General features: G+C 52.9%; 19 protein-coding genes and 1 pseudogene. 12 read left to right on the forward strand and 8 right to left on the reverse strand.

Going from position 1 to position 23943, the window contains the following annotated elements:
* Positions 1-242: 242 nt before the first annotated feature.
* The 6 genes and pseudogenes from G497_RS20435 to argB form a co-directional block, all read left to right on the forward strand.
* Positions 243-1070, forward strand: a pseudogene (locus G497_RS20435) (sulfide/dihydroorotate dehydrogenase-like FAD/NAD-binding protein); the annotation flags it as partial.
* Positions 1071-1133: 63 nt separating this feature from the next.
* Positions 1134-2522, forward strand: a complete 1389-nt coding sequence (gene gltA / locus G497_RS20440) for an NADPH-dependent glutamate synthase (protein WP_211228739.1) — start codon at positions 1134-1136, stop codon at positions 2520-2522.
* Positions 2523-2823: 301 nt separating this feature from the next.
* Positions 2824-4188, forward strand: a complete 1365-nt coding sequence (gene hslU / locus G497_RS0104050) for an ATP-dependent protease ATPase subunit HslU (protein WP_027187192.1) — start codon at positions 2824-2826, stop codon at positions 4186-4188.
* Positions 4189-4292: 104 nt separating this feature from the next.
* Positions 4293-4991 carry a flagellar brake domain-containing protein gene (locus G497_RS0104055; protein ID WP_169726967.1) on the forward strand — a complete coding sequence of 233 codons (699 nt, stop codon included), beginning with the start codon at positions 4293-4295 and terminating at the stop codon, positions 4989-4991.
* Between the two features lie 73 nt (positions 4992-5064).
* Positions 5065-5865 (forward strand): tetratricopeptide repeat protein, encoded by an 801-nt coding sequence (locus G497_RS0104060; RefSeq protein ID WP_027187194.1) that lies wholly within the window; start codon positions 5065-5067, stop codon positions 5863-5865.
* 218 nt (positions 5866-6083) lie between these two features.
* Complete coding sequence (gene argB, locus G497_RS0104065) at positions 6084-7010, forward strand: acetylglutamate kinase (protein WP_027187195.1); 927 nt, start codon at positions 6084-6086, stop codon at positions 7008-7010.
* A 178-nt stretch (positions 7011-7188) separates the two neighbouring features.
* Here the strand turns inward: argB and G497_RS0104075 are convergent, their stop codons facing one another.
* The 3 genes from G497_RS0104075 to G497_RS16660 all read right to left on the reverse strand — a co-directional run bounded on the left by G497_RS0104075 (position 7189) and on the right by G497_RS16660 (position 10422).
* Complete coding sequence (locus G497_RS0104075) at positions 7189-7422, reverse strand: hypothetical protein (protein WP_156907916.1); 234 nt, start codon at positions 7420-7422, stop codon at positions 7189-7191.
* Positions 7423-7683: 261 nt separating this feature from the next.
* Positions 7684-8943 (reverse strand): CgeB family protein, encoded by a 1260-nt coding sequence (locus tag G497_RS16655; protein WP_034636538.1) that lies wholly within the window; start codon positions 8941-8943, stop codon positions 7684-7686.
* Positions 8944-9210: 267 nt separating this feature from the next.
* The gene (locus tag G497_RS16660) at positions 9211-10422 is read right to left on the reverse strand and encodes a glycosyltransferase family 9 protein (RefSeq protein ID WP_034636541.1); all 1212 of its coding nucleotides are present in this window, start codon (positions 10420-10422) and stop codon (positions 9211-9213) included.
* Between the two features lie 557 nt (positions 10423-10979).
* Between G497_RS16660 and G497_RS0104095 the strand changes: the two genes are divergently transcribed.
* The 4 genes from G497_RS0104095 (at position 10980) to G497_RS0104115 (ending at position 15625) form a co-directional block, all read left to right on the forward strand.
* Positions 10980-11411, forward strand: a complete 432-nt coding sequence (locus G497_RS0104095; RefSeq protein ID WP_027187198.1) for an STAS domain-containing protein — start codon at positions 10980-10982, stop codon at positions 11409-11411.
* 102 nt (positions 11412-11513) lie between these two features.
* The gene (locus G497_RS16665) at positions 11514-12698 is read left to right on the forward strand and encodes a FapA family protein (RefSeq protein ID WP_051257821.1); all 1185 of its coding nucleotides are present in this window, start codon (positions 11514-11516) and stop codon (positions 12696-12698) included.
* Between the two features lie 585 nt (positions 12699-13283).
* A complete protein-coding gene (locus G497_RS0104110) occupies positions 13284-14597 on the forward strand; it encodes an HD domain-containing protein (RefSeq protein ID WP_027187199.1) in 1314 nt (437 codons plus the stop codon).
* Positions 14598-14758: 161 nt separating this feature from the next.
* Positions 14759-15625 (forward strand): NAD(P)-dependent oxidoreductase, encoded by an 867-nt coding sequence (locus G497_RS0104115; RefSeq protein ID WP_027187200.1) that lies wholly within the window; start codon positions 14759-14761, stop codon positions 15623-15625.
* Positions 15626-15801: 176 nt separating this feature from the next.
* On the opposite strand, the gene cimA is transcribed toward G497_RS0104115, so the two are convergent.
* The 5 genes from cimA to G497_RS16680 are packed head-to-tail and all read right to left on the reverse strand — an operon-like array spanning position 15802 to position 21277.
* Positions 15802-17412, reverse strand: a complete 1611-nt coding sequence (gene cimA, locus G497_RS0104120; RefSeq protein WP_027187201.1) for a citramalate synthase — start codon at positions 17410-17412, stop codon at positions 15802-15804.
* Between the two features lie 8 nt (positions 17413-17420).
* Entirely contained in the window at positions 17421-18653 is a 1233-nt protein-coding gene (locus G497_RS0104125; RefSeq protein WP_027187202.1) for an aspartate kinase, read from the reverse strand.
* 59 nt (positions 18654-18712) lie between these two features.
* Positions 18713-19204, reverse strand: coding sequence for a tRNA (adenosine(37)-N6)-threonylcarbamoyltransferase complex ATPase subunit type 1 TsaE (gene tsaE, locus G497_RS16670; protein WP_051257822.1), 492 nt, complete (start codon positions 19202-19204; stop codon positions 18713-18715).
* A complete protein-coding gene (locus G497_RS16675) occupies positions 19197-20861 on the reverse strand; it encodes a bifunctional ADP-dependent NAD(P)H-hydrate dehydratase/NAD(P)H-hydrate epimerase (RefSeq protein WP_034636545.1) in 1665 nt (554 codons plus the stop codon). The genes tsaE and G497_RS16675 overlap by 8 nt, the downstream gene beginning before the upstream one ends.
* Complete coding sequence (locus tag G497_RS16680) at positions 20855-21277, reverse strand: holo-[acyl-carrier-protein] synthase (RefSeq protein ID WP_051257823.1); 423 nt, start codon at positions 21275-21277, stop codon at positions 20855-20857. The genes G497_RS16675 and G497_RS16680 overlap by 7 nt, the downstream gene beginning before the upstream one ends.
* Before the next feature lie 345 nt (positions 21278-21622).
* On the opposite strand from G497_RS16680, the gene G497_RS0104150 reads away from it, so the two are divergent.
* Both G497_RS0104150 and G497_RS0104155 read left to right on the forward strand, forming a co-directional pair.
* The gene (locus G497_RS0104150) at positions 21623-22954 is read left to right on the forward strand and encodes a UDP-glucose dehydrogenase family protein (RefSeq protein WP_027187203.1); all 1332 of its coding nucleotides are present in this window, start codon (positions 21623-21625) and stop codon (positions 22952-22954) included.
* A 413-nt stretch (positions 22955-23367) separates the two neighbouring features.
* Positions 23368-23838 carry a chemotaxis protein CheW gene (locus tag G497_RS0104155; protein WP_027187204.1) on the forward strand — a complete coding sequence of 157 codons (471 nt, stop codon included), beginning with the start codon at positions 23368-23370 and terminating at the stop codon, positions 23836-23838.
* Positions 23839-23943: the final 105 nt, after the last annotated feature.

Below are 23943 nucleotides of genomic sequence, written 5' to 3' on the forward strand. Positions count from 1 at the left end.
TAATTTCTATGCCTGCCTATTCCTTGCGGCACATATTTTGTAAAAAAACAGGCTTGCCTTCTCTTCCTTTATTACCGTATACGAAACAAGCACGTTGAATAATTCGCCTGCCTCTATGGGCTTCAAGCTTGTGTGGTACCAGAAGGATAACAGATTCTTGTACCTATCTCTTCTGTGTTATGGATTCGCCTTGTGTTGGCGCATTTTTGTGACTGTCTGGTTGTATTTTGGAGGAATAAAGCATGCCTACCCCTATTAGTAAAAAAGAATCCCTGATTCCAGGGCAAACCAGCCGCTTAATTTTATATGCGCCGCAAATAGCCAAGGCGGCCAAACCCGGAAACTTTGTTATTTTACGCATTACAGACAAAGGGGAGCGCATTCCGTTAACCATTGCAGACACAAACCCGGAAGAAGGCACCATAACCATCGTCTATTTAGTTATGGGTAAAACAACGGCTGAACTGGAAGCCTTGAAGGAAGGGGATTCCATTCACGACTTGTGTGGCCCCCTGGGCAGGGAAACGCATATTGAGAAAAAAGGCACCGTGGTGTGCGTGGGCGGCGGCACAGGCATTGCAGCCATGCACCACATTGCCAAGGGGCACCACCGTGCAGGCAACTATGTGGTGGCTATTATTGGTGCGCGCAATAAAGACCTGCTGCTGTATTTTGATGAACTTTCCGCTTTTTGTGACGAAGTGCTGGTTTCCACCGACGACGGCAGCTTTGGGCACAAAGGTCTGGTAACAGAAATTTTGAAGGACAGGCTGGAAAAAGACAAAGGCGTGAAAGAAGTGGTGGCCATTGGCCCTGTGCCCATGATGCAGGCCGTTGCCAACACCACCAAACCCTTTGCTGTGCCCACCGTGGTAAGCCTTAACTCCATTATGGTAGACGGCATTGGCATGTGCGGTGCCTGCCGCGTTACTGTGGGCGGGGAAGTGAAGTTCACCTGTGTGGATGGCCCGGAATTTGACGGCCACCTTGTGGACTTTGGCGAGCTGCGCCAACGCCTTGCTACCTTTAAAGACCAGGAAACCCACTCCCACGGCGAGCACTGTAATTGCCTGGGTGACAAAGGCGACCCGCGCAAGAAAAAGCCTGCCCGCAGCGTGGGCAAGCGGGTGGCCATGCCCTGCCAGCCTGCCGCAGAACGAGTACATAACTTTGCTGAAGTGGCCCTTGGCTATTCACCCTTGCAAGCGCAAGAAGAAGCTGGCCGTTGCTTGCAGTGCAAAAACCCCAAGTGCGTCAAGGGTTGCCCTGTGGAAGTGCCCATTCCCCAGTTCATTAAGGCTCTGAGTGAAGGTGACCTGGAAAAGGCCTACAGCGTTATTAAATCTACCAACAGCCTGCCAGCAGTGTGCGGGCGCGTCTGCCCGCAGGAAAACCAGTGCGAAGGCGAATGTATTTTAAATGCCAAGGGCCAGCCCGTTGCCATTGGGCGGCTGGAACGCTTTGTGGCGGATTCCTACCTGACTTCCAATGCGTGCCAGGCTCTTTTGGGCGGCAGCAACGTGTGCGTATTCCCAGACCCGGACCTGCGCGTGGCCTGCATTGGTTCCGGCCCCTCTTCCCTGACAGTGGCAGGTTACTTGGCAGCGCGTGGTATTTCTGTAACGGTGTTTGAAGCGTTACATGAAGTGGGTGGGGTGCTTGTGTATGGCATTCCTGAATTCCGCCTGCCCAAGAAAGAGATTGTGGGCGCAGAAATTGCCGTGCTGCAACAGCTTGGCGTGGAATTTGTCACTAACTATGTGGGTGGCAAAACCATACAGATACAGGAACTGCTGGACCAGGGCTTCCATTCCGTGTTTATAGGTGTGGGTGCCGGGTTACCGCGCTTTTTGGGTGTGCCGGGGGAAAACCTGATTGGTGTATTCTCTGCCAACGAATACCTTACCCGTGTCAACCTTGGGCGTGCCTACGATTTTCCCAACTACGACACCCCCAGCCTGCCCGGCAAGAACGTGACCGTGTTTGGTGCCGGCAACGTTGCCATGGACGCAGCCCGCACAGCGGTGCGCCTTGGGGCAGAATCCGTAACCATAGTATACCGCCGCACGCGTGACGAAATGCCCGCCCGCCATGAAGAACTGGAACACGCAGAAGAAGAGGGCGTTACCTTTTCCCTGCTCAGTGGCCCGGTGCGCTTTGTGGGAGATGAAAAAGGCCGCCTGACCGGGGTGGAACTGCAACGCATGGAACTTGGGGAAGCAGACGCTTCTGGCCGCCGCAGCCCGCGCCCCATTGCTGGCGACGTGTTCACCCTGCCCACCGACCTTGCCGTGGTGGCCGTGGGCACACGGGCCAACCCCATTCTGCTGGAAGCAACCCCCAACCTTGAACTGAACAAGTGGGGCTACATTAAGGCCGATGAAAACGGTGAAACGTCCATTGCCAACGTGTATGCCGGGGGGGATATTGTTTCTGGGGCAGCCACGGTAATTCTGGCCATGGGTGCCGGGCGTGCTGCGGCAAAAGAAATTGCCCGCCGCATGGGCCGGGAAGATGTTTAGCCAATAATAAAGAATAATCCTTATAGGCAGGGGGCAGGGGCTGTACTTTGGTGCGGTTTCTGCTCCCCGCTATTTTAGGTAATGTAAAGCAGATGTTGTTGTTACAAGCATAAATGCAGGGTATAGCCCGTGAACAATAATGCGCTCTTTACAAAAACGCCTCTTGCAAACTTGGCAAGGCAACTGTACAACATAACCCTGCCTATTCCTTGAAGGCAAAGGCATTTTGTCCACCTTACAAGCTTTTCAGCGCATTGGTTGTGCCTGATGTGGTTTGTTTTTCCCTTTTTTTGAGGTAGCTATGAGCAGTTCTTTGACCCCGCGTGAAATTGTTGCCGAACTGGATAAATTTATCGTTGGGCAGACAGAAGCAAAACATATGGTGGCCGTTGCCGTGCGTAACCGTTGGCGCAGGCAGCGCCTGGAACCCGGCCTGCGCGACGAAGTTTCACCAAAAAATATTATTATGATGGGCCCCACAGGTGTGGGGAAAACCGAAATAGCTCGCCGCCTGGCCAAGTTGTGCGGCTCTCCATTTATTAAGGTGGAAGCCACAAAGTACACGGAAGTGGGCTATGTGGGGCGCGACGTGGAATCCATGATACGCGACCTCATGGAAATTGGCATTGCCCTTGTGCGGGAAGAAGAGCGTGCACGGGTAAAAGAAAATGCCGAAGCTGCGGCGGAAAACCGCTTGCTGGACCTTTTGTTGCCTGCCTCCCACACGGCAGACTTTATGGCTTCAGCCGACGGCCAGCCCGTGCCCACAGGGGTGAACCATGAAACCACGCGGGAAAAACTGCGGGCCATGTGGCGTGCAGGCCGCCTTGACGGGAAAGAGGTGGAGCTGGAAGTGGAAGAAAGTGGTGGTGGTCAGGTGGATGTATTTGGCATGCCGGGCATGGAGCAAATGGGCTCTCAACTGAAAGACGCATTTGGCCGCATGTTTCCGGCACGTAAAAAACGCCGCATGTTCCCGGTGGATGAAGCCTATACCCTGCTTGTGCAGGAAGAAGCAGAGCGCCTTATTGACCATGACGCAGTAACCACCCTGGCAAAAGAACGTGTGGAGCAGACCGGTATTGTATTTATCGACGAAATTGATAAGATTGCTATACCAAGCCAGAACGGGCGGGGCGGGGCCGATGTTTCCCGCGAGGGTGTGCAACGTGACCTTTTGCCCATTGTGGAAGGCAGTGCTGTTTCCACAAAGTATGGTATGGTGAATACCGACCATATTCTTTTTGTTGCTGCCGGGGCGTTTCATGTGAGCAAGCCTGCTGACCTTATTCCCGAATTGCAAGGGCGTTTTCCCCTGCGGGTAGAGCTGACAGCCCTTGGCAAGGAAGAATTTTTGCGCATTCTGCAAGAACCGCATAATGCGCTTACCGTGCAGTATGCCGCCCTTATGGGCACAGAAGGAATAACCCTTTCCTTTGCCCCTGAAGCGTTGGAAGAAGTGGCAGCCTTTGCTGAGCAAACCAACCAGCAAACCGAGAATATTGGTGCCCGCCGCCTGTATACCATTATGGAAAAAATACTGGCGGAACTTTCCTTTGAAGCACCGGAACGGAGTGGGGAAACCATAGTTATTACACGGGAATGGGTGCGCAATGCCCTTGCAGAGGTGAGAGAAAACGCAGACCTTTCACGATTTATTCTGTAAGCACACGGCTGGGCGCAGGTGGCTGCCCCCGGAAATATCTGGTTACGGTCATTGGGCTTTTCCTGCCCGGTGCAGGTGGTGGGCCATGTAACGGCAACGAGGCAATGATGATTGACTTACTTGAAAAAGCGCATCCCAGCGGGCAAAAGCCTTACCAGGACGTTATGCCCAAGGTGCAAATTGAACCCAATTCACGTGTGCATGTTCGCATTAACCCTTCTGCGCAGAGTGCACGTTCGCTTCCTGGGGAATATTTGGGGGTAAGCCATTACGACTTTATCATGTTCAAGCTGCCTTCAGTGCCGGGGGTACGCAACCTTTTGTTGCCGCGCACCGTTGTGGAAGTACGCTACCTGAGTGATGGCTCTGTTCACAGCTTTCAAAGCGAAGTCATGTCTCACATCATTAAGCCAAGTTTGTTGGTTTTTCTTGAATACCCTGGGCGTATCAGCATTGTAGAAATGCGCACCCACAAGCGCACCACCTGTTCGCTGCCTGTCATGATAAGTTCGCGCCACGGCGATACCCATGGAATAATTGGCGACATCAGCCAGGGGGGCTGCCGTATAACATTTAACGTGCAGGGCAAGGCTGCCTTGCGCCAATTGTGCCCTGGTGAAAAACTGGTGCTACGAATGGTGCTGAAGCCTGATGCGGAACCTATTGTGATGAATGCCTCCATTAAAAGCCTTGAAGCGCTTGGCAACTGCATGGGGGCTGGGGCCTTGTTTGAAGAGCATATTCCGGCATTTGCTCTCGCTGTAGATGAATATTTAGCCCTGTTACAAGAGGCTGCCGAATAACTGGCGGTCCACCCCAAGGGGCACGGCCTGTATTGCTTTATTGTAATGCGGTAGTGCTGGGTAAGGAGAAATAATGTCACAAGCACTTTTCAATGCACGTAAGCACCTTGCACAAACTTCCACCCTGCTCAAGCAAGGGCAATTACTTTCCGCCGTGCGGGGGGCGTATGCAGGCATTAAGCAGGTGGCAAACAGCAAGCCCATGCGCTCTGAAATGGAAGAGTTTACCAGAATGATTGAAGATGCCTGTTATGCTATAAGCAATAACCAGGAAATTAAAAAACTTTTTCCACTGCGTATTGACTATAAGCCTGGCTCTGAAGCGGCCATTGCTGAAACATTGGCAGAATTGGCCGATACTTTGGAAAGCCATGCAACAAGCCAATTGCCTGCCGATGCGCTACGTATTATGGCAGAAAAGGAAGAGGGGCTGGGCAAAGGGCAGCAGGAACTGGACCAGGGGGAGCACGACGCAGCCCGCAGTACCTTTTCTACCCTTGTAAACAAGTTTGCAGACGATGCGGCCCTTTCCGAAAACGTGGGCGAACGATTTATGCAAAGCGGCTTGTATGAAGATGCCAGCCAATATTTTGAAGCTTCCCTGGCCGCTCAACAAAGTTCCCCCAGAGTGTTTAACAGGCTGGGCATTGCGTTGCGCAAGATTAAACGCTATGAAGCTTCCGAAGAAAACTTTAAAAAAGCCATTGCCATTGATGCCAGCGACCCCAACCTGTACTTTAACTTGGGGCGGCTTTACTTTGACTGGAAGCGCTGGCCGGAGTGCCTGACACAGGCAGAAAAAGCCATGGAACTAAACGCAGGCTTTACCGAGGCCAAGCAATTGGCAGACTACGTGCGTAAACTGCCACAATAGTCGTCTCCGCTCGGGCTTCGTAGAGAGGACAGCCAAGGACGGACGAATTGATTCCTTGCTTCAAAAAAAGCGCGTGCCTTGCCAAGCGGAATAAATTAGCGTTTCCTTTATAAAAGTGCCCCTGCCGGGTATTGCCAGCAGGGGCACTGCGTTGTATTGGTGAAGCGGAATTATTCTGCACTCATTCTCCTTTTACTTCTCCTCGCGGAGCATACACCATGGAACAGCAAGCCCAGCAGGCCAGGTTACTTATTGAATGCCTGCCCTATCTTCGTCAATTCAGGGGCGAAACCATTGTTATTAAATACGGCGGCCATGCCATGACCGATGACCGCCTGAAGCGTTCTTTCGCATTAAACGTGGCTCTGCTCAAGCAGGTGGGCATTAACCCGGTTATTGTGCATGGCGGTGGCCCACAAATTGGGGAAATGCTCAAGCGCCTGAACATTCAGTCTACGTTTCGTGAAGGCCTGCGCGTTACCGACGACGCCACCATGGATGTGGTGGAAATGGTGCTTGTGGGTAAGGTAAACAAAGAAATTGTGGGGCTTTTGAACAGCGCCGGGGCAAAAGCTGCCGGTATTTGCGGTAAAGATGGCCGCCTGTTACGCGCCCGGAAAATGGAAATGGTTATTGAGCATAGCGGCGCTGCTGCCCCGGAAGTGGTGGACCTTGGCCGGGTGGGGGAAGTGATGGCGGTAAATACCGCTATTCTTGAAACCCTGGCCCAGGGTGACTTTATTCCTGTTATTGCCCCGGTGGGGGTAGATGACGACAATGAAGTATATAATATTAATGCCGACGCCGCTGCCGGGGCCATTGCCGCCACCTTGAAGGCAAAGCGCTTGCTCTTGCTTACAGACGTTGCAGGCATTCTTGACCTGGAAAAGCGCCTTATCCCTTCCCTGACAGTGAATGAGACTTGGGAACTGTTCGCCAATGGCACCCTGCAAGGGGGCATGATTCCCAAGGTGAAGTGCTGCCTGGAAGCATTGCAGGAAGGCGTGGACAAAGCCATGATTATTGATGGCCGGGTGGAAAACTGCATTTTGCTGGAACTGCTGACAGATGCAGGCATAGGCACAGAAATTGTGCATAAGCGGGCCACCAGCTCCATGCGCCAGCCAGGGCCAGGGGATAGATAGTACAGCCGCATTATGCTTTAAATAAAAGGGGTAGGTGAACCATGTTCGCCTACCCCTTTTATTTCCCTAAAGCCGACGGCAGTCGCGAAGTATTTTTTACAGCGGGTGCTGGGCTCTTTCGCCCTGCCCCGGTGGAAAAAATGCGAGCAACGCCGCCAAACGCAAAAAATGTGCGTTCCTAGCGTTTTTCCTGCTTCCAGCCCTTAGACTTCATGCAATCGTTGAACAGTTTTGTTTGCTGTTCTACCGCAATTTCTTTTTGAGCATTAAGCTTGCCAATTTCAAAGTTGCACTGGGCTTCATCCTGTTCATAGTTGGCCCCGGTGCGTTCTGGGTGTACCCACACTTCTTTAGAACTGGAAGCGCAGCCCCCCAAAGCCAAAAACAACACGCATGCAAGCAAGGTCTTCATAATATTTCCTTTTGAAAAGTGTTCAGTTCTCTGTGCCCCAGGGAAGCCTGCGGCCAGATTGTTCAGTAAATTGGTGAAAGTGCGCAGGTATGCTTGCAAACAACATCCCTTGCCGCACCGGGCATTGTGCAGGGAGGGCAACACACGTTTTGCCCCTGGGCAGCCCTAAGCGCTCTGTGTGTAGAGCATTTTTTCGTTCCAGGCAAGAGTTTGGGGAGGCAAGCCCCCCCAAGTAAAAAATAACAATGTAATCAGCGTTCCCTACTCTTTGCTTGCGTAAAGCGTATTCCAGGCGTCCAGAAAAAGCAGGGCCGTTTCCGCGCTGGAAAGCACCCCTTCTTTATGGCGCAGGGCTGTAATGATGTCATTGAAGGAAGCGTATGCGGGCAAGTTATGCTCCTTAAGGATGTCTTGCAGTTCTTTCTGCATGGCAGGGGGAATGCTTTCCGGCATGGGAGCTTCTGGGCGTGTGCCAAATTCGGGCAGGTGCTCTTTGGCAAAATCCAGCAGTGTGCGCATGCGTTGCTGGTAGGTGTGGTCTGCCAGCACCCGTGTACGGGATTTGCGGCACAACGCTTCCCGTTCTTCCGGGTGGGCAAGCCAGTAGGGTATTTTTTCTTCCAGGTCGGTCATGGAATCAAAAGTCGCCAGCTCATCTTCCGCAAACAGTTCACCCATAAGGCTGCGTTTGTCTACCAGTTGGAACGCGCCGCACGCGGCTAGTTCAAACGTGCGTGGGTTTACAAAATCCCCGCCGGAAACCAGGGTGTTGGCGTCCACACTGGAGTGCAGGTTCAAGTTAATGTGTGTGCCATTGTAGATTTTAACAGCATCTTCCGGGGAAATGCGCGCACCGCCGCGTTGCACCAGGGGGGCCAGGGCAGGGGCGTCTTCCCATTCGGTACCCCAAATCTTACATTTGTGGTGCACCAGCCGGGCAAAGGCTTCCCTTCTGTTGGGGTAGCCTGCTCCCAAAAAAGAGACTTCTGCGCCATATTCCTGCATGTCTTTGGGGTCAAGGGGGGTTGGGGCATGCAAGGCGGGCAGGGCGGCAAGGGGCAGGTACAGGGGGTTAGCTACGCCAGCCGCAGTCAGTTCTGCTAAAAAGGGTTCCTTCTGGATAACAGCAAAAATATCATACAGGGGTGCATAGGCGCGCCAGTAGGTAAACAGGCGGTAATCTTCCACAAACCACATGGCAGTGGGCACTTTCATGCTTCGCAGGCGTTGCAGGGCCTGGCGGCTCATGGGGGCCTGAGCAAGGCACAGCACCATGTCTGGCTGAAATGCTTCCACCTTGGCAAGTATGGCCTGGGAAACCACTTGCAAAAAGCTGTTTTCCAAAAAATTCTGTCTGTCGCTGCTTACCTTCAACCCTTGCAGCGCCTGAAATGCACTGTAAAATTCCGGTGCTTCAAATGTTTCCACAAGGCAGCCCAGGTCTTTCAGGGCGGTGGCGCAATACCTGCCAATGGGCAAAGAGCCGCCATACAGGGGAAGAATGACAAGAACGCGGTGCATGGGTGGCCTCTTGCAGGGTTTAAGTGAATGCGGTGTGAAGCATAGGGAAATAATGCTTGAAATAGCCAAGCATTATGGGTGCCAGGGCTGGAGCATTGCAGCGTTGAATGCTTTAGGGCAGCGTTAGGTAAAAGTTTTTTTGGAAACGTTCAGTTATTTCGTTTGGCAAGGCATGAGCTTTTTTTGAAGCAGGAGTGGACTCTTCCGTCCTCGACTGTTTCAAAAAAAGTGAAATAACGCTGCCAAACGGAATAAATTAGCGTTTCCTTAGGGCAGCATCCAATCTGCTTCCTGAAACAATGCTTCCGCTCCTTTGGCGGCGGGCTCCAGCCTGTGCAGGCGCAGTTCTGCAAGCAGGGCGCGGCGGCTGGTACGCTCCTCAACTCCGGCATCAGTACCATGCGCAGGGTGGTAGCATACCCCCAAATCGTCCAGGGCACTCCTGTAGCCTGTAAGCCCTTGCGGCCATTGCTGGGCCTGTGTGCCTGCAAGGTGCCCCAAAAATCCCGGCTGGCTGAAAGGAGCTAGGCACGCCATATTGTGGTGGCAGGGGGCAGTTTCCAGGCAGGGGGCACAGGGTACTGTGGCTTGCCATACGTTGTGCCCAAGGCCATAGGGGCCTGTTTCAAAACACCAGGCCGAAGAAAGGAAAAAAGCCTGCACAGGAACGCCAAAGTGCGTGGCAAGGTGCATAAGTCCTGTATCTGGCGTAATCAGGCAGTCAAGGGTGGGCAAAAGCTCCATAAGGTCCAGCAGCTCGGTGCGGCCTGTGGTGTCTTCCAGTTTGCGCTGGGCGTGCGGGGAAAGCTGCCGGCCAAACTGCCGGGCAAGGGGCACTTCCCCTTTGCCGCCAAGGCAGACAATGGTGGGGCCGCCGTAGGCACGGAAGAGTGCTTCCACGCAGGCCACCAGCACAGGCACAGGCAAGGAGCGGCGCTGGGCACGGCCAGCCATAACCACCCCAATGCGGCCTTGCCCTGCGGGGGTTGCCACAGGGTTTACCGCTTGCGGCGCAATGGGGGAAGGGTGCAGGTGTGCCCACATATCAATAAGGTTCAAGGGGGAAGACAGGCGGTGGCGTGTCCAGCGGGCAGCCAGTTCAAGCCAGGGGTGGCGCATGGGCTGGCCGTTGGGGCAGCTATACCCGCACACCACTTCCGGGGGAAACAGGCGGGCAATGGCATAAGAAAGGGGGCTGGCATTCAAGGTGTATACTGCGGAAAATGGTATTTCCTGCAACTGGGCAAACGTATGCCTGGCTGCGGTGAAGACGCTTTCAGGCGTGGCCCCACCTGTGGCGTGGGCAGGCAAGGGCAGCACATGGGCAAAGGGAAACAAGGCTGCGGCAAATGCAGCAAGGGAGGCGTCCACACACAGGTGCACCTGGGCACCCGGCTGCGCCGCAAGGGAGAGTAACAACCGTTTGGATTGTATGAGGTCGCCAAGCCTGGCAAGCTGTACGACAAGTAAATGGTTCACCCATATCCCCTTTTGCCCTGCGTGGCATGTGCGTTTTGCCCGGCATATGTGCAGGGCAGCTTGTTTTTAGTATCCCATTTCAGTTGGTTGGGCAAGTTTTGGCCTTTCAGTGCTGCATTCTTGCTGTGGCCCTGGCGCGTTTCCGTTACTTGTTGGGGGTTGTCGTGCTTGTTGTCTGTTATTGTTATGATTTTTACAAGAGCCAGATTTTGTATTCACGCGCCAATTATATCTATTCTGCTATTGTGCTGGTTGCTATGGGATATGTTTTACGCTACATTGAAAAAAAGATGATGTAATTCCGTGTTTTTCATGTGTGTCCCCATGTAATGTGCGCTTGTTTGCTCTCTTCTGCCCAAGTGCAAACGTGGTGGTGGCATAGTCAATACCGGGGTGCAGGCATCATCAGGTATTGCCTATTTCGCTGGCAGTTATATACATTCTGGGCAGTTTTTAGGCTGCATTATTGTCAGCAAGGGCAAGCCAAGATGTATAGAATGCATTCTTTTGCGTAATCTGTTTCACCGGGCGTAAACATTGCGCCAGGAGGCAAGGGCATGAGCCAAACACCGGAAAATGGCCTTGGGGAAATTATACAAAATATTTACCGGATGACCCCACAGGGTAAGCAGGAAAGTATTTTTGCCTGCCGGCCAGTTAAAATTGTGCTGCATGAACACGGAACTGTTATTGGCCGGTTTGCAGGGGCCTTGGGGCTGCGTGTGGCAGATGAGTTTTCCGCTGCACTCAACGACCTTTTAGCAGAGCAGTTGCAAAAAGTTATTCTGGACTTGAGCCGGACCACCATAAGCAGTTCCGGCCTGGGAGTTTTGGTGGCGTTTGCCTCCGTCCTGTTTGGGCTGAACAAGCGGCTTTACCTGTTCAAAGTGCCCGCGCAAATCAAGGAACGCTTGGACAGCCTGGAACTGACTGGTTTTTTTGTGTTTCTTGAAGAAGAGGATGATATTGTCAGTTCGCTTGTTGTGTAACGTTATATTCTCGATGCTGCCCATGGCATAAGCCCAGGGGTCAGGCCCAGGCCCAGGTGTGCCTGCCCCGTGGCCCTTTCTTCCTGTTAAGGAGCACCCCCCATGTATTACCTGCATCATTATTTCAACCCGGACTTTAACTATAAAAGCTTAGCCCCCCTTGAAGTTTCGGGTGGGCGTGTGGAGTATCAGTGCCTTGGCTATGTGCAGAACGTGGTGGCCGGGCAAACCCTTGCGGAAATCATGCCGCTGGAAGACACCCCGGAACATCAGCGTGACCCACGCTTTATATACTCCACATTCCACCTGCCGTGCGGTCCAAACTGTGAAGTACACCCCAAAAACCCCAATCGCATTATTGCTTCTGCCAACGGCTATGTTTTTTACCATGACGGCCTGATTTCGATAAAAAAAATGCTTAATGTACGGGGCAACATTGGTTTGCAAACGGGCAACATCCTTTTTGTAGGGGACATTGCCGTACATGGCGATGTGCAAACCGGCTTTGCTGTGCAGTCGCGCAACGTGCTGGTGAAAGGGCACATTGAAAGTGCAAAAATTAAGGCACTGCATGATATTGTATGCCTTTCCGGGGTAAAAGGCGCGGCCATACACAGTGTGGAAACGGAAGAAGGGGAAAAGCACGGCACCCGCCATGCACTGCCCAGCAGCTTGCTGGATGCTGGCGGAAATGTGCGCCTGCCGTTTTGCGAGAATGTCCAAATTCGGGCCAAAGGCAATGTGTTTATTGACGGTTCCTGCCTGCACTGCATCATTTATACTGAAGGTAACCTGGTGGTGAAAGGGCGCTTACAGGGGGGCACGGTGTATGCCAACGGCGTGGTATATGTTGAAGGGCAACTGGGCAGTGACTTTTCTTCCCCCACCCGCATTATGATGGGGTATGACCCTTTTGCCTTTTTGCAGTTGCAAAAAATGGAAAGCCGGATTGCCTACCTGGAAAGCAAAGTGGCGTACTTTAAAAAGCTCATGGCCAGGGGCGAAGTTATGGTACTGGAACATGGTGCCCGCCATGCCCTTGCCGTAAAAAAATTGGCCTTGGCCCAAAAACGCCGCACTGCCTTGTGGCGGCAGTTGGTGCTGCAAGAAGAAGAGGCCAAACAATGCCGCGTTATTGCCCCAGGCAAGGTTATGCCCGGCTGCGAAGTGGCCATTGGCACAGCCACCTTCACCACAGACACCATGGACTCTGGCAAGGTGTTTTTACTTGAAGAAGGTGAAGTGGTGTGCCGCAGTTCGCGCAATTCATTTGGGGCCATGTATTAAGCGTTTCATTTGGCGTGCGTGCTGGATAATGGTTTTCTCTTTTTCGGTGGAGCGCTGCCAAAGCTGGTGGCGCTCTGCCTTTTTGATTCAAAGCCCAGCATAACAGGGAAAGAAGGTTCAAACTAAGACCATTGCAAAACTACGTTTTGCGTACTTTTTCCATCATAATTCCCTCTGCCTGCGCAGCGTAAATTATGGCCTAAGTCCCAAATGCACTCATTTTACAGGAAAATTACGTTCCTTTATTGGTGCTTTTGGGAATGTCTTCCCTGCGGGAGGTCGCTTTAAGACTATCGCGCAATAGTCTTAAACTGCCTGTTTCCAGTGTTTTAGCTCATTGCTTTCCCTTGACTCACAGTACCCAAGGTGCCTATACTTCACGAAAAGAGTACCCTGCAAGACCCCTTGAAATAGCTAGGCTTTACCTGGCTGCGTTTGCAACAATTGTGCCTTGGGGGACTGCGCTTGGCAGGGTAATGCCCTGTACCGTACGGCCAGCCCAGGAAAAAGGCACACAGTGCAAGGCAGGGGTTCCAAGGCCAGCATTGCAACGTATAATTGCTTTAACGATACCAGGAGGATACGATGACGCAGCCTTCATTCAAGGATGCCATCACCATATGTAAATCCATTATGCGCAACGGGTTTGATGCGCATATTGTGAACACGCCATTGCACCACCTGCTTATTGTGGCTGACGGCAAGCAGGAAATTGACCTGTGTACCGACATGCCCGGTGACGATTTGGTAAAGTTGTTTCCCTCCGCAGCCTTGGGGCTCAATGAAAACGGGGCCCTTGCCACCCTGCGTGAAGGGGATTTTTTGTACCGTTTTTATCAGATGCACGAAAACACGGTGGCCCCGGAAGATTTTTTAACCCGCACCACCCCCACCCTGGAAGCACGCCTTGCCCAGCACAATGAAGCGGAAAAAGTAAAGCGCCAGGCCAAGAAGCATAAAGAATACAAAGGCTTTATGTGTATGGAACATTCTGTGTGCTTTGCGGGCCACCCAGATGAAGTGCTGCGTCAGGATTACCTGCGCGGCATTCAGGCCATGCGCCATGCTGCCAACTTTGATTTGCCCATTGAGCAAAATACCTGGATGGCCATTGTTGGCTCTTCCCAGCGTATTATCGACTATATTTCCGTGCAGCATATTATGGATGAATGGCGCCAGGTGGCCGCAGAAAATATGTGGCGCTTTGTGCAGCTTTTGTTTGATAGCCAGGTGCTGCATGCCCTTATTCCCGAACTTGCCGCCCTTGCCTGTGTGCAGCAAACCAAAAATGACAGTGGTGTAATGGATTCCGTACTGGAACACACCATTGGTTGCATGCGTCATTACCCTGAAGGGGAGTTTAACCACGATTGGCTGGGAACGTTTGCCATGCTCTTTCATGATGTGGGCAAGTTGTACACTGCTGAATTTTACCAGGGCCGCTGGACTTTTTACCAGCACCACCGGGTGGGGGCGCAGGTAACGCGTATTATTTTACGTCGTTTGCGTATGCCCATTGATCAGATAGACCTGATTTGCGACTTGGTATGCAACCACATGCGCTTCCAGTTTACCATGACAGACAGGGGGATTCGCCGTTTTAAAGTGCTGGAATCATACCAGCGCCTCATTCAGATGTCTCGCGCCAACATTAAGTCGCGTGAAGATAATTACACGGCGTTTAACCACAACGCCAAGTATTTGGACAGGGCGGAAAAGCCGGAGCGCGAGCTGGAACCATTGCTGAACGGCAACCAGATTATGGAAGTGACGGGCCTGCAACCTGGGCCCCATGTGGGGTTATTGCGCCAGAACTTGCTAAAGGCCCAAATTGCCGGGGAAGTGAATTCCCTGGAAGAAGCCACGGCTTTTGTTAAATTACACGCCCAAAGCGTGTAAAAAATACTATTAGAGAGTCTTGCACTGTGATTTATGTTGTATTTCCCGGGAAGGCAGTGCCTCCGCAGGGAAATGCAACACTATCCGTTGTACAACGGTTTTAGGTTGCATTTTTTCACAAAAGGGCTGTAATGGCCCTTTTAACCCTTGTGGGAGGCTGTATGAAGATAGGGTATATTGGTCTTGGGCTTATGGGGTTTCCCTGTGTTCTCAATCTTATCCGTAGCGGTTATCACGTTTCAGTGTGGGCTCGCCGCCCGGAAGCAAGTTCGGCCCTGGAAGCACAAAGCGCAGTTTTGTGTGATTCTCCTGCTGCGGTGGCCCTTGCTTCTGATATTGTCTTCCTGAACGTGACCAATGCGCCTGATGTGGAAGAATTGCTGTTTGGCCCGAATGGCATTGCCTCCAGCCAGAAGAAAGGCCTTATTGTGGTGGATATGAGCACTATTTCCGCTACACTAACACGTGAATTTGCCGCCCGCCTGGCCCCCATGGGCATAGAATTTGCCGACGCCCCGGTTTCCGGTGGTACAGCAGGGGCAAAAGCTGGCAGCCTGACCTTTATGGTGGGGGCAAGTGAAAACCTGTTTGCCCGTATTGCCCCAGTGCTGGAAAGCATGGGCACAACCATTACCCGCATTGGGGAAACCGGGGCAGGCCAAATTGCAAAAAGCTGCAACCAGATTTGCATTACCGCCAGCATCCTTGGCGTGGCGGAAGCCCGCGCCTTTGCCGAAGCCAATGGAGTGGACTTTGCCCCGGTGCGTGAAGCCCTTATGGGTGGGTTTGCTGGCAGCACAGTGCTTAAGCTGCACGGCCAGCGCATGATTTCCAACGATTATTCCCCTGGCTTTAAAAGCGCACTGCACCTGAAAGACATGAAAATTGTGGATGATATTGCCGCAGAACAACACTTGCCCATGCCCGTAAGCGCCATTGGCGTGGAAATGCTGCAACGCGCAGTGGATGCAGGATTCGGCGAAGAGGATTCCAGCGCCATGGCTAAAGTACTACCGGGGAAACGCTGATTTATTCCGTTTGGCAGCGTTACTCGTTTTTTTTAAGGCGGGGCAGGACTGAAGAGTCCAGCACCCGCCTTAAAAAATAACTTGTGCCTTGTCAAACGAGGGGGTCAAGGGGCGTCACGTCCCTTGCAGGAGGTATGGGGGACAGCGTCCCCCATAAGATACGTAACTATAATAAATTACAACTTAGCGCGTTGTTCATTTTCGTCTTTGTAGAGCTTGTAAGTGACAGAATCGCTCAGGGCTTGCCAGCTTGCTTCAATAATGTTGAAGGAAACCCCAACAGTTACCCATTTGCTGTTATGGTCGGCAGATTCAATAAGTACCCGCACTTGTGACGCTGTGCCGTGGGTTTTTTCATTGGTTCCCAGCACCCGCACTTTAAAGTCCACCAGGCGCATTTCAGCCAGGCTGGGGTAAAAGCCGGAAAGGGCTTTGCGCAGGGCATTATCCAGGGCGTTTACCGGGCCATAGCCAAAGGCGGCGGTGTGTTCGGTGTGGCCTTCCACTTCCAGGGTCACGGTGGCTTCGGAAGTGGGGGCATCGTCCCCGGCCTGTTTGGTTTCAAACACACGGAACTGCTTGAGCTTGAAAAAGTCGCGTACCCCGCGCCGGGCAAGCTTGCGCAGCAGCAAAAGCTCAACAGAAGCTTCCGCAGCGGCATAGTCGTAGCCGGAAGCGGCCTTTTCCTTCAATTCCACCAGCAGGCCTTTTACCACTGGTTCTTCTTTATCCAGGTGGAAGCCAAACTTGCGGGCCAGGGAAACAATGTTGCTTCGCCCGGCAAGCTCTGTTAGCAGAATGCGCTGCTCGTTGCCCACAAGGGCAGGGTCTATATGCTCATAAAGGCTGGAATTTTGGTTTACGGCGCTTACGTGAATGCCCCCTTTGTGGGCAAAGGCAGAGCGCCCCACAAAGGCCTGGCGGCTAAACGGCACCATGTTCACAATTTCAGAAATATAATGGGCCGTTTTACGCAGTTGGGCCAGGCTGCCCTGGGGCAGGCAGGTGTATTGCCCTTCATATTTCAGTTCCAGCAAGGCAACAATGGAGCACAAGTTTGCATTGCCGCACCGTTCACCAACGCCATTAATGGTGCCCTGCACCATAGCAGCGCCACCTTCCACAGCGGCAATGGAGTTTGCCACAGCCAGCTCGCAGTCGTTGTGGGCATGAATGCCAATGCGGGCCTTGGGCAGGGCAGCGCACACTTCGCGCACTATGCGCTCAATGGTGTGGGGCAAGTTGCCGCCGTTTGTGTCGCACAATATAAGGTAGGTGGCCCCGCCTTCAAATGCAGCCTGCAACACGGCAAGGGCATAGTCTTTGTCGCGTTGGTAGCCGTCAAAAAAGTGCTCTGCATCAAACATCACTTCCGGCAGGTGGGCCGCAAGAAATGCAATGGAATTACGCACTACTGGCAGGTAACTTTCCGGCGTAATGCGCAAGGCTTCTTCCACGTGGCGGGCGCAACTTTTGCCAAAAATGGCGGCAGCGTCTGGCTTGGCCGCCACAATGGCTTGCAGGTTCGGGTCTGTTTCCGCCGTATTCTTGGGGTGGTAGGTAGAACCAAACGCAGCAATGCGGGCATGGTGTAACGTGTGCTTACGAATTTCTTTGAAAAAATCGGTATCCACCGGGCTCGCACCCGGCCACCCACCCTCAATATACGCCACGCCGAATGAGTCCAGCTTCAAGGCTATGGTAATTTTATCGTCCAGCGAAAGGTTGACGTCTTCCGACTGGTTCCCGTCGCGCAGGGTGGTATCATAAATAGTAATTTGCTTCATGCTTTGGCCTAATCTTCCAGGTACGACTGTTTATCCAGGCCAAAGGTGTTGTGCAATACGCGCACGGCAAGCTCTGTATATTTTTCTTCAATAACACAGCTTATTTTGATTTCCGAAGTGCTGATCATGAGAATATTGATGTTTTCTTCATGGAGAGCTGCAAACATTTTGGCAGCAACCCCTGAGTGGTTGCGCATGCCCACGCCAATGGCAGAAATCTTCGCCACATTGGCGTCATATTCCACAATGGGGTTACCCAGTTGCTTGCGGGTTTCTTCCACAATAGCCAGGGTGCGTTGCAGGTCTTTGCGGCTCACGGTGAAATTCATGTCTGTCACCCCGTCTTTGCTGGGGTTCTGCACAATGACATCCACGGAAACATTGGCACTGGCAAGCGGGCCAAAAATGGCAGAAGCCACCCCTGGCTTGTCTTCTACGGCAGTGATGGTAATACGGGCCTGGTCCCTGTCGTAGGCGATGCTAGAAACCATAATATGTTCCATGGTTTTGTCCTCATGGGTTACGAGTGTTCCTGAAGCCTCGCTGAACGTGCTGCGCACAAGCAAGGGTACATTATATTTTTTTGCAAATTCTACAGAGCGTATTTCCAGTACTTTTGCCCCCATGCTGGCCATTTCCAGCATTTCTTCATAGGAAACAACGTCCAGTTTGCGGGCCGTTTGGCACAGGTTGGGGTCTGTGGTGTATACGCCTTCTACATCGGTATAAATTTCACACATGCTGGCTTTGGTGGCAGCAGCAAGGGCCACGGCGGTGGTGTCTGAACCGCCCCGGCCAAGTGTGGTAATGCGGTTGTCTTCTGTGCAGCCCTGAAAGCCTGCCACCACCAGCACATCATAGTGTTTAAAATGATGTGCAATATATTCACGGTCTATGTGCTGTATGCGGGCCTTGCCAAAGGTAAAATCTGTATGAATTTTCAATTGGTGGGCCAGGAATGAGCGGGCTTTGATGCCTGCGTCAATAAGCATCATGGTGAAAAGGGCAATGGAGACCTGTTCCCCTGTGGAAACAAGAACATCCAGTTCTGCCGGGTCTGGCGACTGTGACCATTCTCCGGCAAGCGTAAGAAGGTGGTTCGTGTCTCCCTGCCGGGCAGAAAGTACTACAATCACCTTGGCCCCCGTGGCAAGGGCCTGGCTCACTTTGCCTTGAACAAGCTGCATCCGTTCCCGTGTTGCCACAGAACTGCCGCCGAATTTTTGAACCATAATTTCCATGGGTCTATCCTTATCCACAGTGGTCATTTTGTCGTTCTGCCAATTCCCAACCAAAGAGATTACAGTATACTGGGAAGCCGTTCTGCTACCCGGTCAAGAAAAGTTTTGCCTTGCCTGCCCAGCGGTGTCAAGTCCAGAACACGCTCATTTGTATCAGAAATTGAAAAAAGGCAGTAAACACCATGGGGGGGGGCGTCTGCCTTGTGTATGCGTTCAGGCCATTCCACCACAGTCAGCACCCCTTGGGCATCAAACGATTCTGCCAATAAATCAAGAGGCTGTGCTGTTTCCAGGCGGTACAGGTCAAAGTGGTGCACTTCTGGCCGGGTGGGGTATATATTGCACAGGGTAAAACTAGGGCTGGAAGTTTCCGCAGCAGCCCCCCCTGGCAAGGATGTTACAAAAAAAGAGGTAAATGTGGTTTTACCCGCCCCAAGCCCGCCTGAAAGCAAAAGCGCCCCCGGTGAAACCTCACACGCGGCCTGGGCCATGGCTTTTGCCACAGCAGCAAGCGATTCCAATGAGGTAATGGAGAAAGTAAGACTAGGCATGGTACAGCTCCTGCCACACCTTGGGCAACATGGCGGCAATGTGGCTGGCAAGGTGCCCCTGTGGTCCTTGCTGCTCCAGCAACATGCCTGCCCTGGCGTGTAAATAAACCCCAAGGCTGGCACTTTCCAGTGGCTGTATGCCTTTTGCCCGCAACGCCCCAATTATGCCCCCCAGCACATCGCCGGAACCAGCCGTGGCCAAGGCGGGCACAGCATAGGGGGAAAGTACCGTGGGCGTATTTTGCCCGGCTACCAGGGTGCCTGCACCTTTTACCACAAGGGTGGCCTGGCACATTTCAATAAAAGCACGCAAGGCGGCTGGCCTGTTGGCCTGCACGTTTTCTGCCAGGTTAACCGGGTGCGGCACTGAATTTGCGGTGTTTTTTTGGGCCCTGGCAGCGGCATGGAAGGCAGGGGGCAAAAGCCGTGCCAGCTCAAACGGGTGGGGAGTTATGCAATCTTCCTGCCCAAGTAGTGCCAGGGGGAGCGGTGGTGCTTCTACTGTGGTTCCGTCTGCATTGCTGGCATAGAAAAAGGAAAGAGCGTCTGCATCCAGCACAACAGGGGGGCGGTTTGGTATGCCCAAAAGGCGCTCAACCACGGAACGGGCATAAGGGCCACGGCCCATGCCAGGGCCCATAACGATGCAGCCTGGGGTTGTGGCATGCACCAAGGCTTCCATCGTTTCCACTGCGCCTTGCCAATTATCGCTTTTTCCCATGGGGTGCACAATGCATTCTGGTTGTGCGGCACGCAGCCAGGGGGCCAGGGTAGCAGGGCAGCCCAGGTGCACTACACCAGCCCCGGTACACAGCGCCCCAAGGCTGGTGAGGTGGGGAGCCCCGCTATATTGAGTGCTCCCCCCAAGGACAAGTACTTTTCCTGCGGAACCTTTGTGCTGGTCTGGGGCTGGCGCTGCCCATTCCCCTGGTTCCGGGGCCAGAAGTAACCAGGAAGGCGGCTCTTGCAGGCGCACCTGGGTGGGCATGCCAATGCGCCGCACATGGAGCTTGCCTATGTATGGAGCGGCTTCCAGGAAATATTGTCCGGGTTTCCCTGCTTCAAACGTTACCGTGGCATGGGCCCGCACTGCTTCCGGCATGGGGGAACCAGTGAGCCCGCACAGGCCGGTGGGCATATCAATGGCAAAAATAAAGCTTTGTTTGCGCCGGGCGTTTATGTTGCGCACCAGGGCCAGTTCCCGGCTGCGCAAGGGGCCGCGCATGCCTATGCCGCACAGGGCATCCACCACAATGTCCGGGTATTGCCATTCAAGGGGCAGGGGCAATTCGCCTGTGGCGGAAACAGCCAGCATGTTCACCCCCAGGCGCTGGGCCATGCGGGCATGTTCCCGCACTGCGCCGCGCGTTTCATTCAGGGGGTGGGTGTGGTACACAAGTACCTGGCACCCCTCATTGTGCAGGTGCCGGGCCAGGGTAAAGCCGTCCCCCCCGTTGCTGCCCCCCCCGGCAAGCACCAGAACCTGGACTTTGGAGGTCAGGGCAACGTGGGAGTGCAGTACCTGTAGCGCTTCACGCCCGGCATTTTCCATAAGCATGGTTTCAGGGTAGCAAAATGATTCTGTGGTCAGCTTGTCCCAGCGCAGCATTTCTTCCGGGGTGGGCAGGGGAGAAAAAAGGGGTAACTGGGTTAACATGATAATTCCTGCTGTGCCGTAATAGGGGTGGGGGAAAGGCGTTCCAAAACAACCACAGCCCCGGCAACATCACGGGCATGGCTCAAGGAAATGTGGGCCACAGTGGCTCCCATTTCTTCCATGCGTTCCAGTGCTTTCCCATGAAGCTCAAGGCAGGGCTTGCCATTGGGGAGCGAGCGCACGGTTACATCGTGCATGCCAATGCCCTGGCTGAACCCCGTGCCAAGGGCTTTTACCCCTGCTTCCTTTACCGCAAAGCGGGAGGCTAGAAAGTCTACGGCTGCGGCAGGGGCCTTGGGCATGGCGGCCAGTTCCTGCGGGTGCAGCAACCGGCGGGCAAAGTGTTCCCCATAGCGGGCAAAAATTTTGTGAATGCGGGCACGCTCCACAAGATCAAAGCCTATTCCTACAATCATATTCTATTCCTTATTACGGTGCAGGGCTACCTGCACAGGAAAATGCTGGCGTATTCACGGTCTGGCTGGTATGTGCGCCAAAGGCACGGCAGGCAAACAATGGTAAAGTTAGGCACTGCATGGGCCTTTCGTCAAGGGAAAAGCCTTGCCAGGGCTTCAACAATTTTCAAGAATATTGACGTGTGCGTGGCTTCACGGTACTAAACCCAAAAATCATTTGCCTGTTGTAATGGCAATTGCCGTGCCTGCTATGGGGGATTATTCTTCTTCATATTCCAATGGCACGGTAACGGAAGTCGCTTTTTTCTGCTTTGGAACCACGAATGCGCCACCGTTGGGGAGCTTATGAATATTTGTGTTGTTGGCACCGGGTATGTAGGCCTTGTTAGCGCCGCTTGCTTTGCTGAAATGGGGAACACTGTCCACTGCGTTGATATAAACCCCAAAGTAGTGGAAGCGTTGCGTGCCGGCAAGGTGCATATTTATGAACCGGGGTTGGAAGATTTGGTGCTGCGCAATACCAGCCAGGAACGCCTGTTGTTTACCACAAGCCTGGTGGAAGGATTGCGCGGGGCAGAGGTTGTGTTTATTTGCGTGGGCACCCCTTCCTTGCCCGATGGTTCCTGTGATTTGCGCTATGTGCAGGCGGTTGCCGCAGAAATTGGCGAACATATGAATGCCCCCCTGGTGGTGGTGGACAAATCCACCGTACCTGTAGGGACGGCCAAAATGGTGCAGGCATGCATTCACACTGCGCAGCAGGCGCGGGGGATGAATATTCCTTTTGATGTGGTTTCCAACCCGGAATTTTTGAAAGAAGGCGACGCTGTAAGCGATTTCATGAAGCCCGACCGGGTAATTATTGGAACACACAGCGAAAGCGCTGCCCGCCTGATGAAAACAGTGTATGCCCCCTTTGCCAGAACCCGTGACAAGATTATTGTTATGGGGCCGGAAAGCGCGGAAATGACCAAGTATGCCGCCAACTGTATGCTGGCGACTAAAATTTCATTTATCAATGAAATAGCAGGTATTTGCGAAAAAGTAGGGGCTGATGTACGCGATGTACGCACAGGCATTGGGGCAGACCAACGCATAGGCTACCATTTTATTTACCCTGGCCTTGGGTATGGTGGCTCATGTTTTCCCAAGGACGTGAAGGCGCTTATTCACACCGCCCGGCAGGCAGGGTGCGCGCCGCAGTTGCTTGAGGCTGTGGAAGAAGTGAACGCCCACCAAAAGCTGGTTATGGCCCGGCGTATTGAAGACTATTTTGCCCCCCAGGGGGGTATTGCCGGTAAAACACTGGCCCTTTGGGGGATTGCCTTTAAAGCCAATACCGACGACATGCGCGAATCTGCCGCACTGTACACCATTGATTACCTCACGGAACGCGGCATGACGGTGCGCTGTTACGACCCGGAAGCGGCTGCCGGGGCACGTGCGCGGTATGCCCATAACCCGCTGGTGCAGGTGGTGGGGAAACAGTATGACGCCCTTGAAGGGGCCAGTGCCCTGCTGGTGGCAACGGAATGGAACCAGTTCCGCACGCCTGACTTTACTGCCATTAAAAATGCCCTGCAAGCCCCCATACTGTTCGACGGGCGCAACCTGTATAACCCGGTAGATATTGCCCGACTTGGTTTTGCCTATTTTTGTATTGGCAAAGGTGCGTAACCCCCTTGCGCACCCTGCTATTTTACTTTATATAACAATAAGCTATAAAAAAATATGCAGTGCTTTTGCTGCCCTTGTGGGTTGCGCCGCAAGGGTACAATGCCCATTTGTGGTGCTTTTTCCGCAAAAATGAGTTAAGAATGATTGGCATTGCCGTGAATGGTTGAGCGGAGCAAATTTTTGACTTGATATAAGTAAGGAAACCCTAAACGTGAAGTAACGCAGTCAAACGGAATAAATCAGCGTTTCTCCAAAATGCTCTAAAGAAAAAACGCCATAGGACGATACAAAGAGAGAAGTGGAACGCACCGCAATGGCACGTTGCGAATACTGTCTTTTCTTTGGTAAACGCATTTATTTTCAGGCGGGTTTCCCCCTGGTCACAATGCCGCCCCAAGCAACAGAGGTGGAGTATGGATTTAAAAAAACAAGATGATGAACTGCTACAACTTGTTACCTTCAGTATTGGCGAAGAAGAATTTGGCGTTGATATACTGAAAGTGCAGGAAATTATTCGCACCATGGAAATTACCAAGGTGCCCCGCGCCCAGAACTTTGTGGAAGGGGTAATTAACCTTCGCGGTAAAGTTATTCCCATTATAGACATGCGCCGCCGCTTTGGCCTTGATTCCAAGGCACATGACCAGCACACACGCATTATTGTTATTGAAATTAACAATATGATTGTGGGCTTTGTGGTGGATTCTGTTTCTGAAGTGCTGCGTATTCCCGCCAGCACGGTAGAGCCACCACCACCCGTTGTGGCCGGGCTGGAATCGGAATACATTAGCGGCGTGGGCAAACTGCACGACCGCCTGCTTATTTTACTTGACCTTGATAAATTGCTCTCCGGGGAAGATATGGAATCCATTGGGCAGTTGTAGTTTTCTGCAGGGTTTGATATGAGGTCGCCATGGGAATAATCCATGGCGACCTTTTTTTTCGAACGCCTTTTTTTCCTTTACGTTTCCCCTTTTATTCTGGGAGTT

Source organism: Desulfovibrio cuneatus DSM 11391 (assembly GCF_000430005.1).
In the GTDB taxonomy this organism is placed as follows: domain Bacteria; phylum Desulfobacterota; class Desulfovibrionia; order Desulfovibrionales; family Desulfovibrionaceae; genus Frigididesulfovibrio; species Frigididesulfovibrio cuneatus.

Excerpts from the sequence above, each read along its gene's own strand:
- gltA (WP_211228739.1), top strand. The coding sequence starts at position 1,134 with ATGCCCTGCCAGCCTGCCGCAGAACGAGTACATAACTTTGCTGAAGTG.
- hslU (WP_027187192.1), top strand. The coding sequence starts at position 2,824 with ATGAGCAGTTCTTTGACCCCGCGTGAAATTGTTGCCGAACTGGATAAA.
- G497_RS0104055 (WP_169726967.1), top strand. The coding sequence starts at position 4,293 with ATGATGATTGACTTACTTGAAAAAGCGCATCCCAGCGGGCAAAAGCCT.
- G497_RS0104060 (WP_027187194.1), top strand. The coding sequence starts at position 5,065 with ATGTCACAAGCACTTTTCAATGCACGTAAGCACCTTGCACAAACTTCC.
- argB (WP_027187195.1), top strand. The coding sequence starts at position 6,084 with ATGGAACAGCAAGCCCAGCAGGCCAGGTTACTTATTGAATGCCTGCCC.
- G497_RS0104075 (WP_156907916.1), bottom strand. The coding sequence starts at position 7,422 with ATGAAGACCTTGCTTGCATGCGTGTTGTTTTTGGCTTTGGGGGGCTGC.
- G497_RS16655 (WP_034636538.1), bottom strand. The coding sequence starts at position 8,943 with ATGCACCGCGTTCTTGTCATTCTTCCCCTGTATGGCGGCTCTTTGCCC.
- G497_RS0104095 (WP_027187198.1), top strand. The coding sequence starts at position 10,980 with ATGAGCCAAACACCGGAAAATGGCCTTGGGGAAATTATACAAAATATT.
- G497_RS16665 (WP_051257821.1), top strand. The coding sequence starts at position 11,514 with ATGTATTACCTGCATCATTATTTCAACCCGGACTTTAACTATAAAAGC.
- G497_RS0104110 (WP_027187199.1), top strand. The coding sequence starts at position 13,284 with ATGACGCAGCCTTCATTCAAGGATGCCATCACCATATGTAAATCCATT.
- G497_RS0104115 (WP_027187200.1), top strand. The coding sequence starts at position 14,759 with ATGAAGATAGGGTATATTGGTCTTGGGCTTATGGGGTTTCCCTGTGTT.
- cimA (WP_027187201.1), bottom strand. The coding sequence starts at position 17,412 with ATGAAGCAAATTACTATTTATGATACCACCCTGCGCGACGGGAACCAG.
- G497_RS0104125 (WP_027187202.1), bottom strand. The coding sequence starts at position 18,653 with ATGGAAATTATGGTTCAAAAATTCGGCGGCAGTTCTGTGGCAACACGG.
- tsaE (WP_051257822.1), bottom strand. The coding sequence starts at position 19,204 with ATGCCTAGTCTTACTTTCTCCATTACCTCATTGGAATCGCTTGCTGCT.
- G497_RS16675 (WP_034636545.1), bottom strand. The coding sequence starts at position 20,861 with ATGTTAACCCAGTTACCCCTTTTTTCTCCCCTGCCCACCCCGGAAGAA.
- G497_RS16680 (WP_051257823.1), bottom strand. The coding sequence starts at position 21,277 with ATGATTGTAGGAATAGGCTTTGATCTTGTGGAGCGTGCCCGCATTCAC.
- G497_RS0104150 (WP_027187203.1), top strand. The coding sequence starts at position 21,623 with ATGAATATTTGTGTTGTTGGCACCGGGTATGTAGGCCTTGTTAGCGCC.
- G497_RS0104155 (WP_027187204.1), top strand. The coding sequence starts at position 23,368 with ATGGATTTAAAAAAACAAGATGATGAACTGCTACAACTTGTTACCTTC.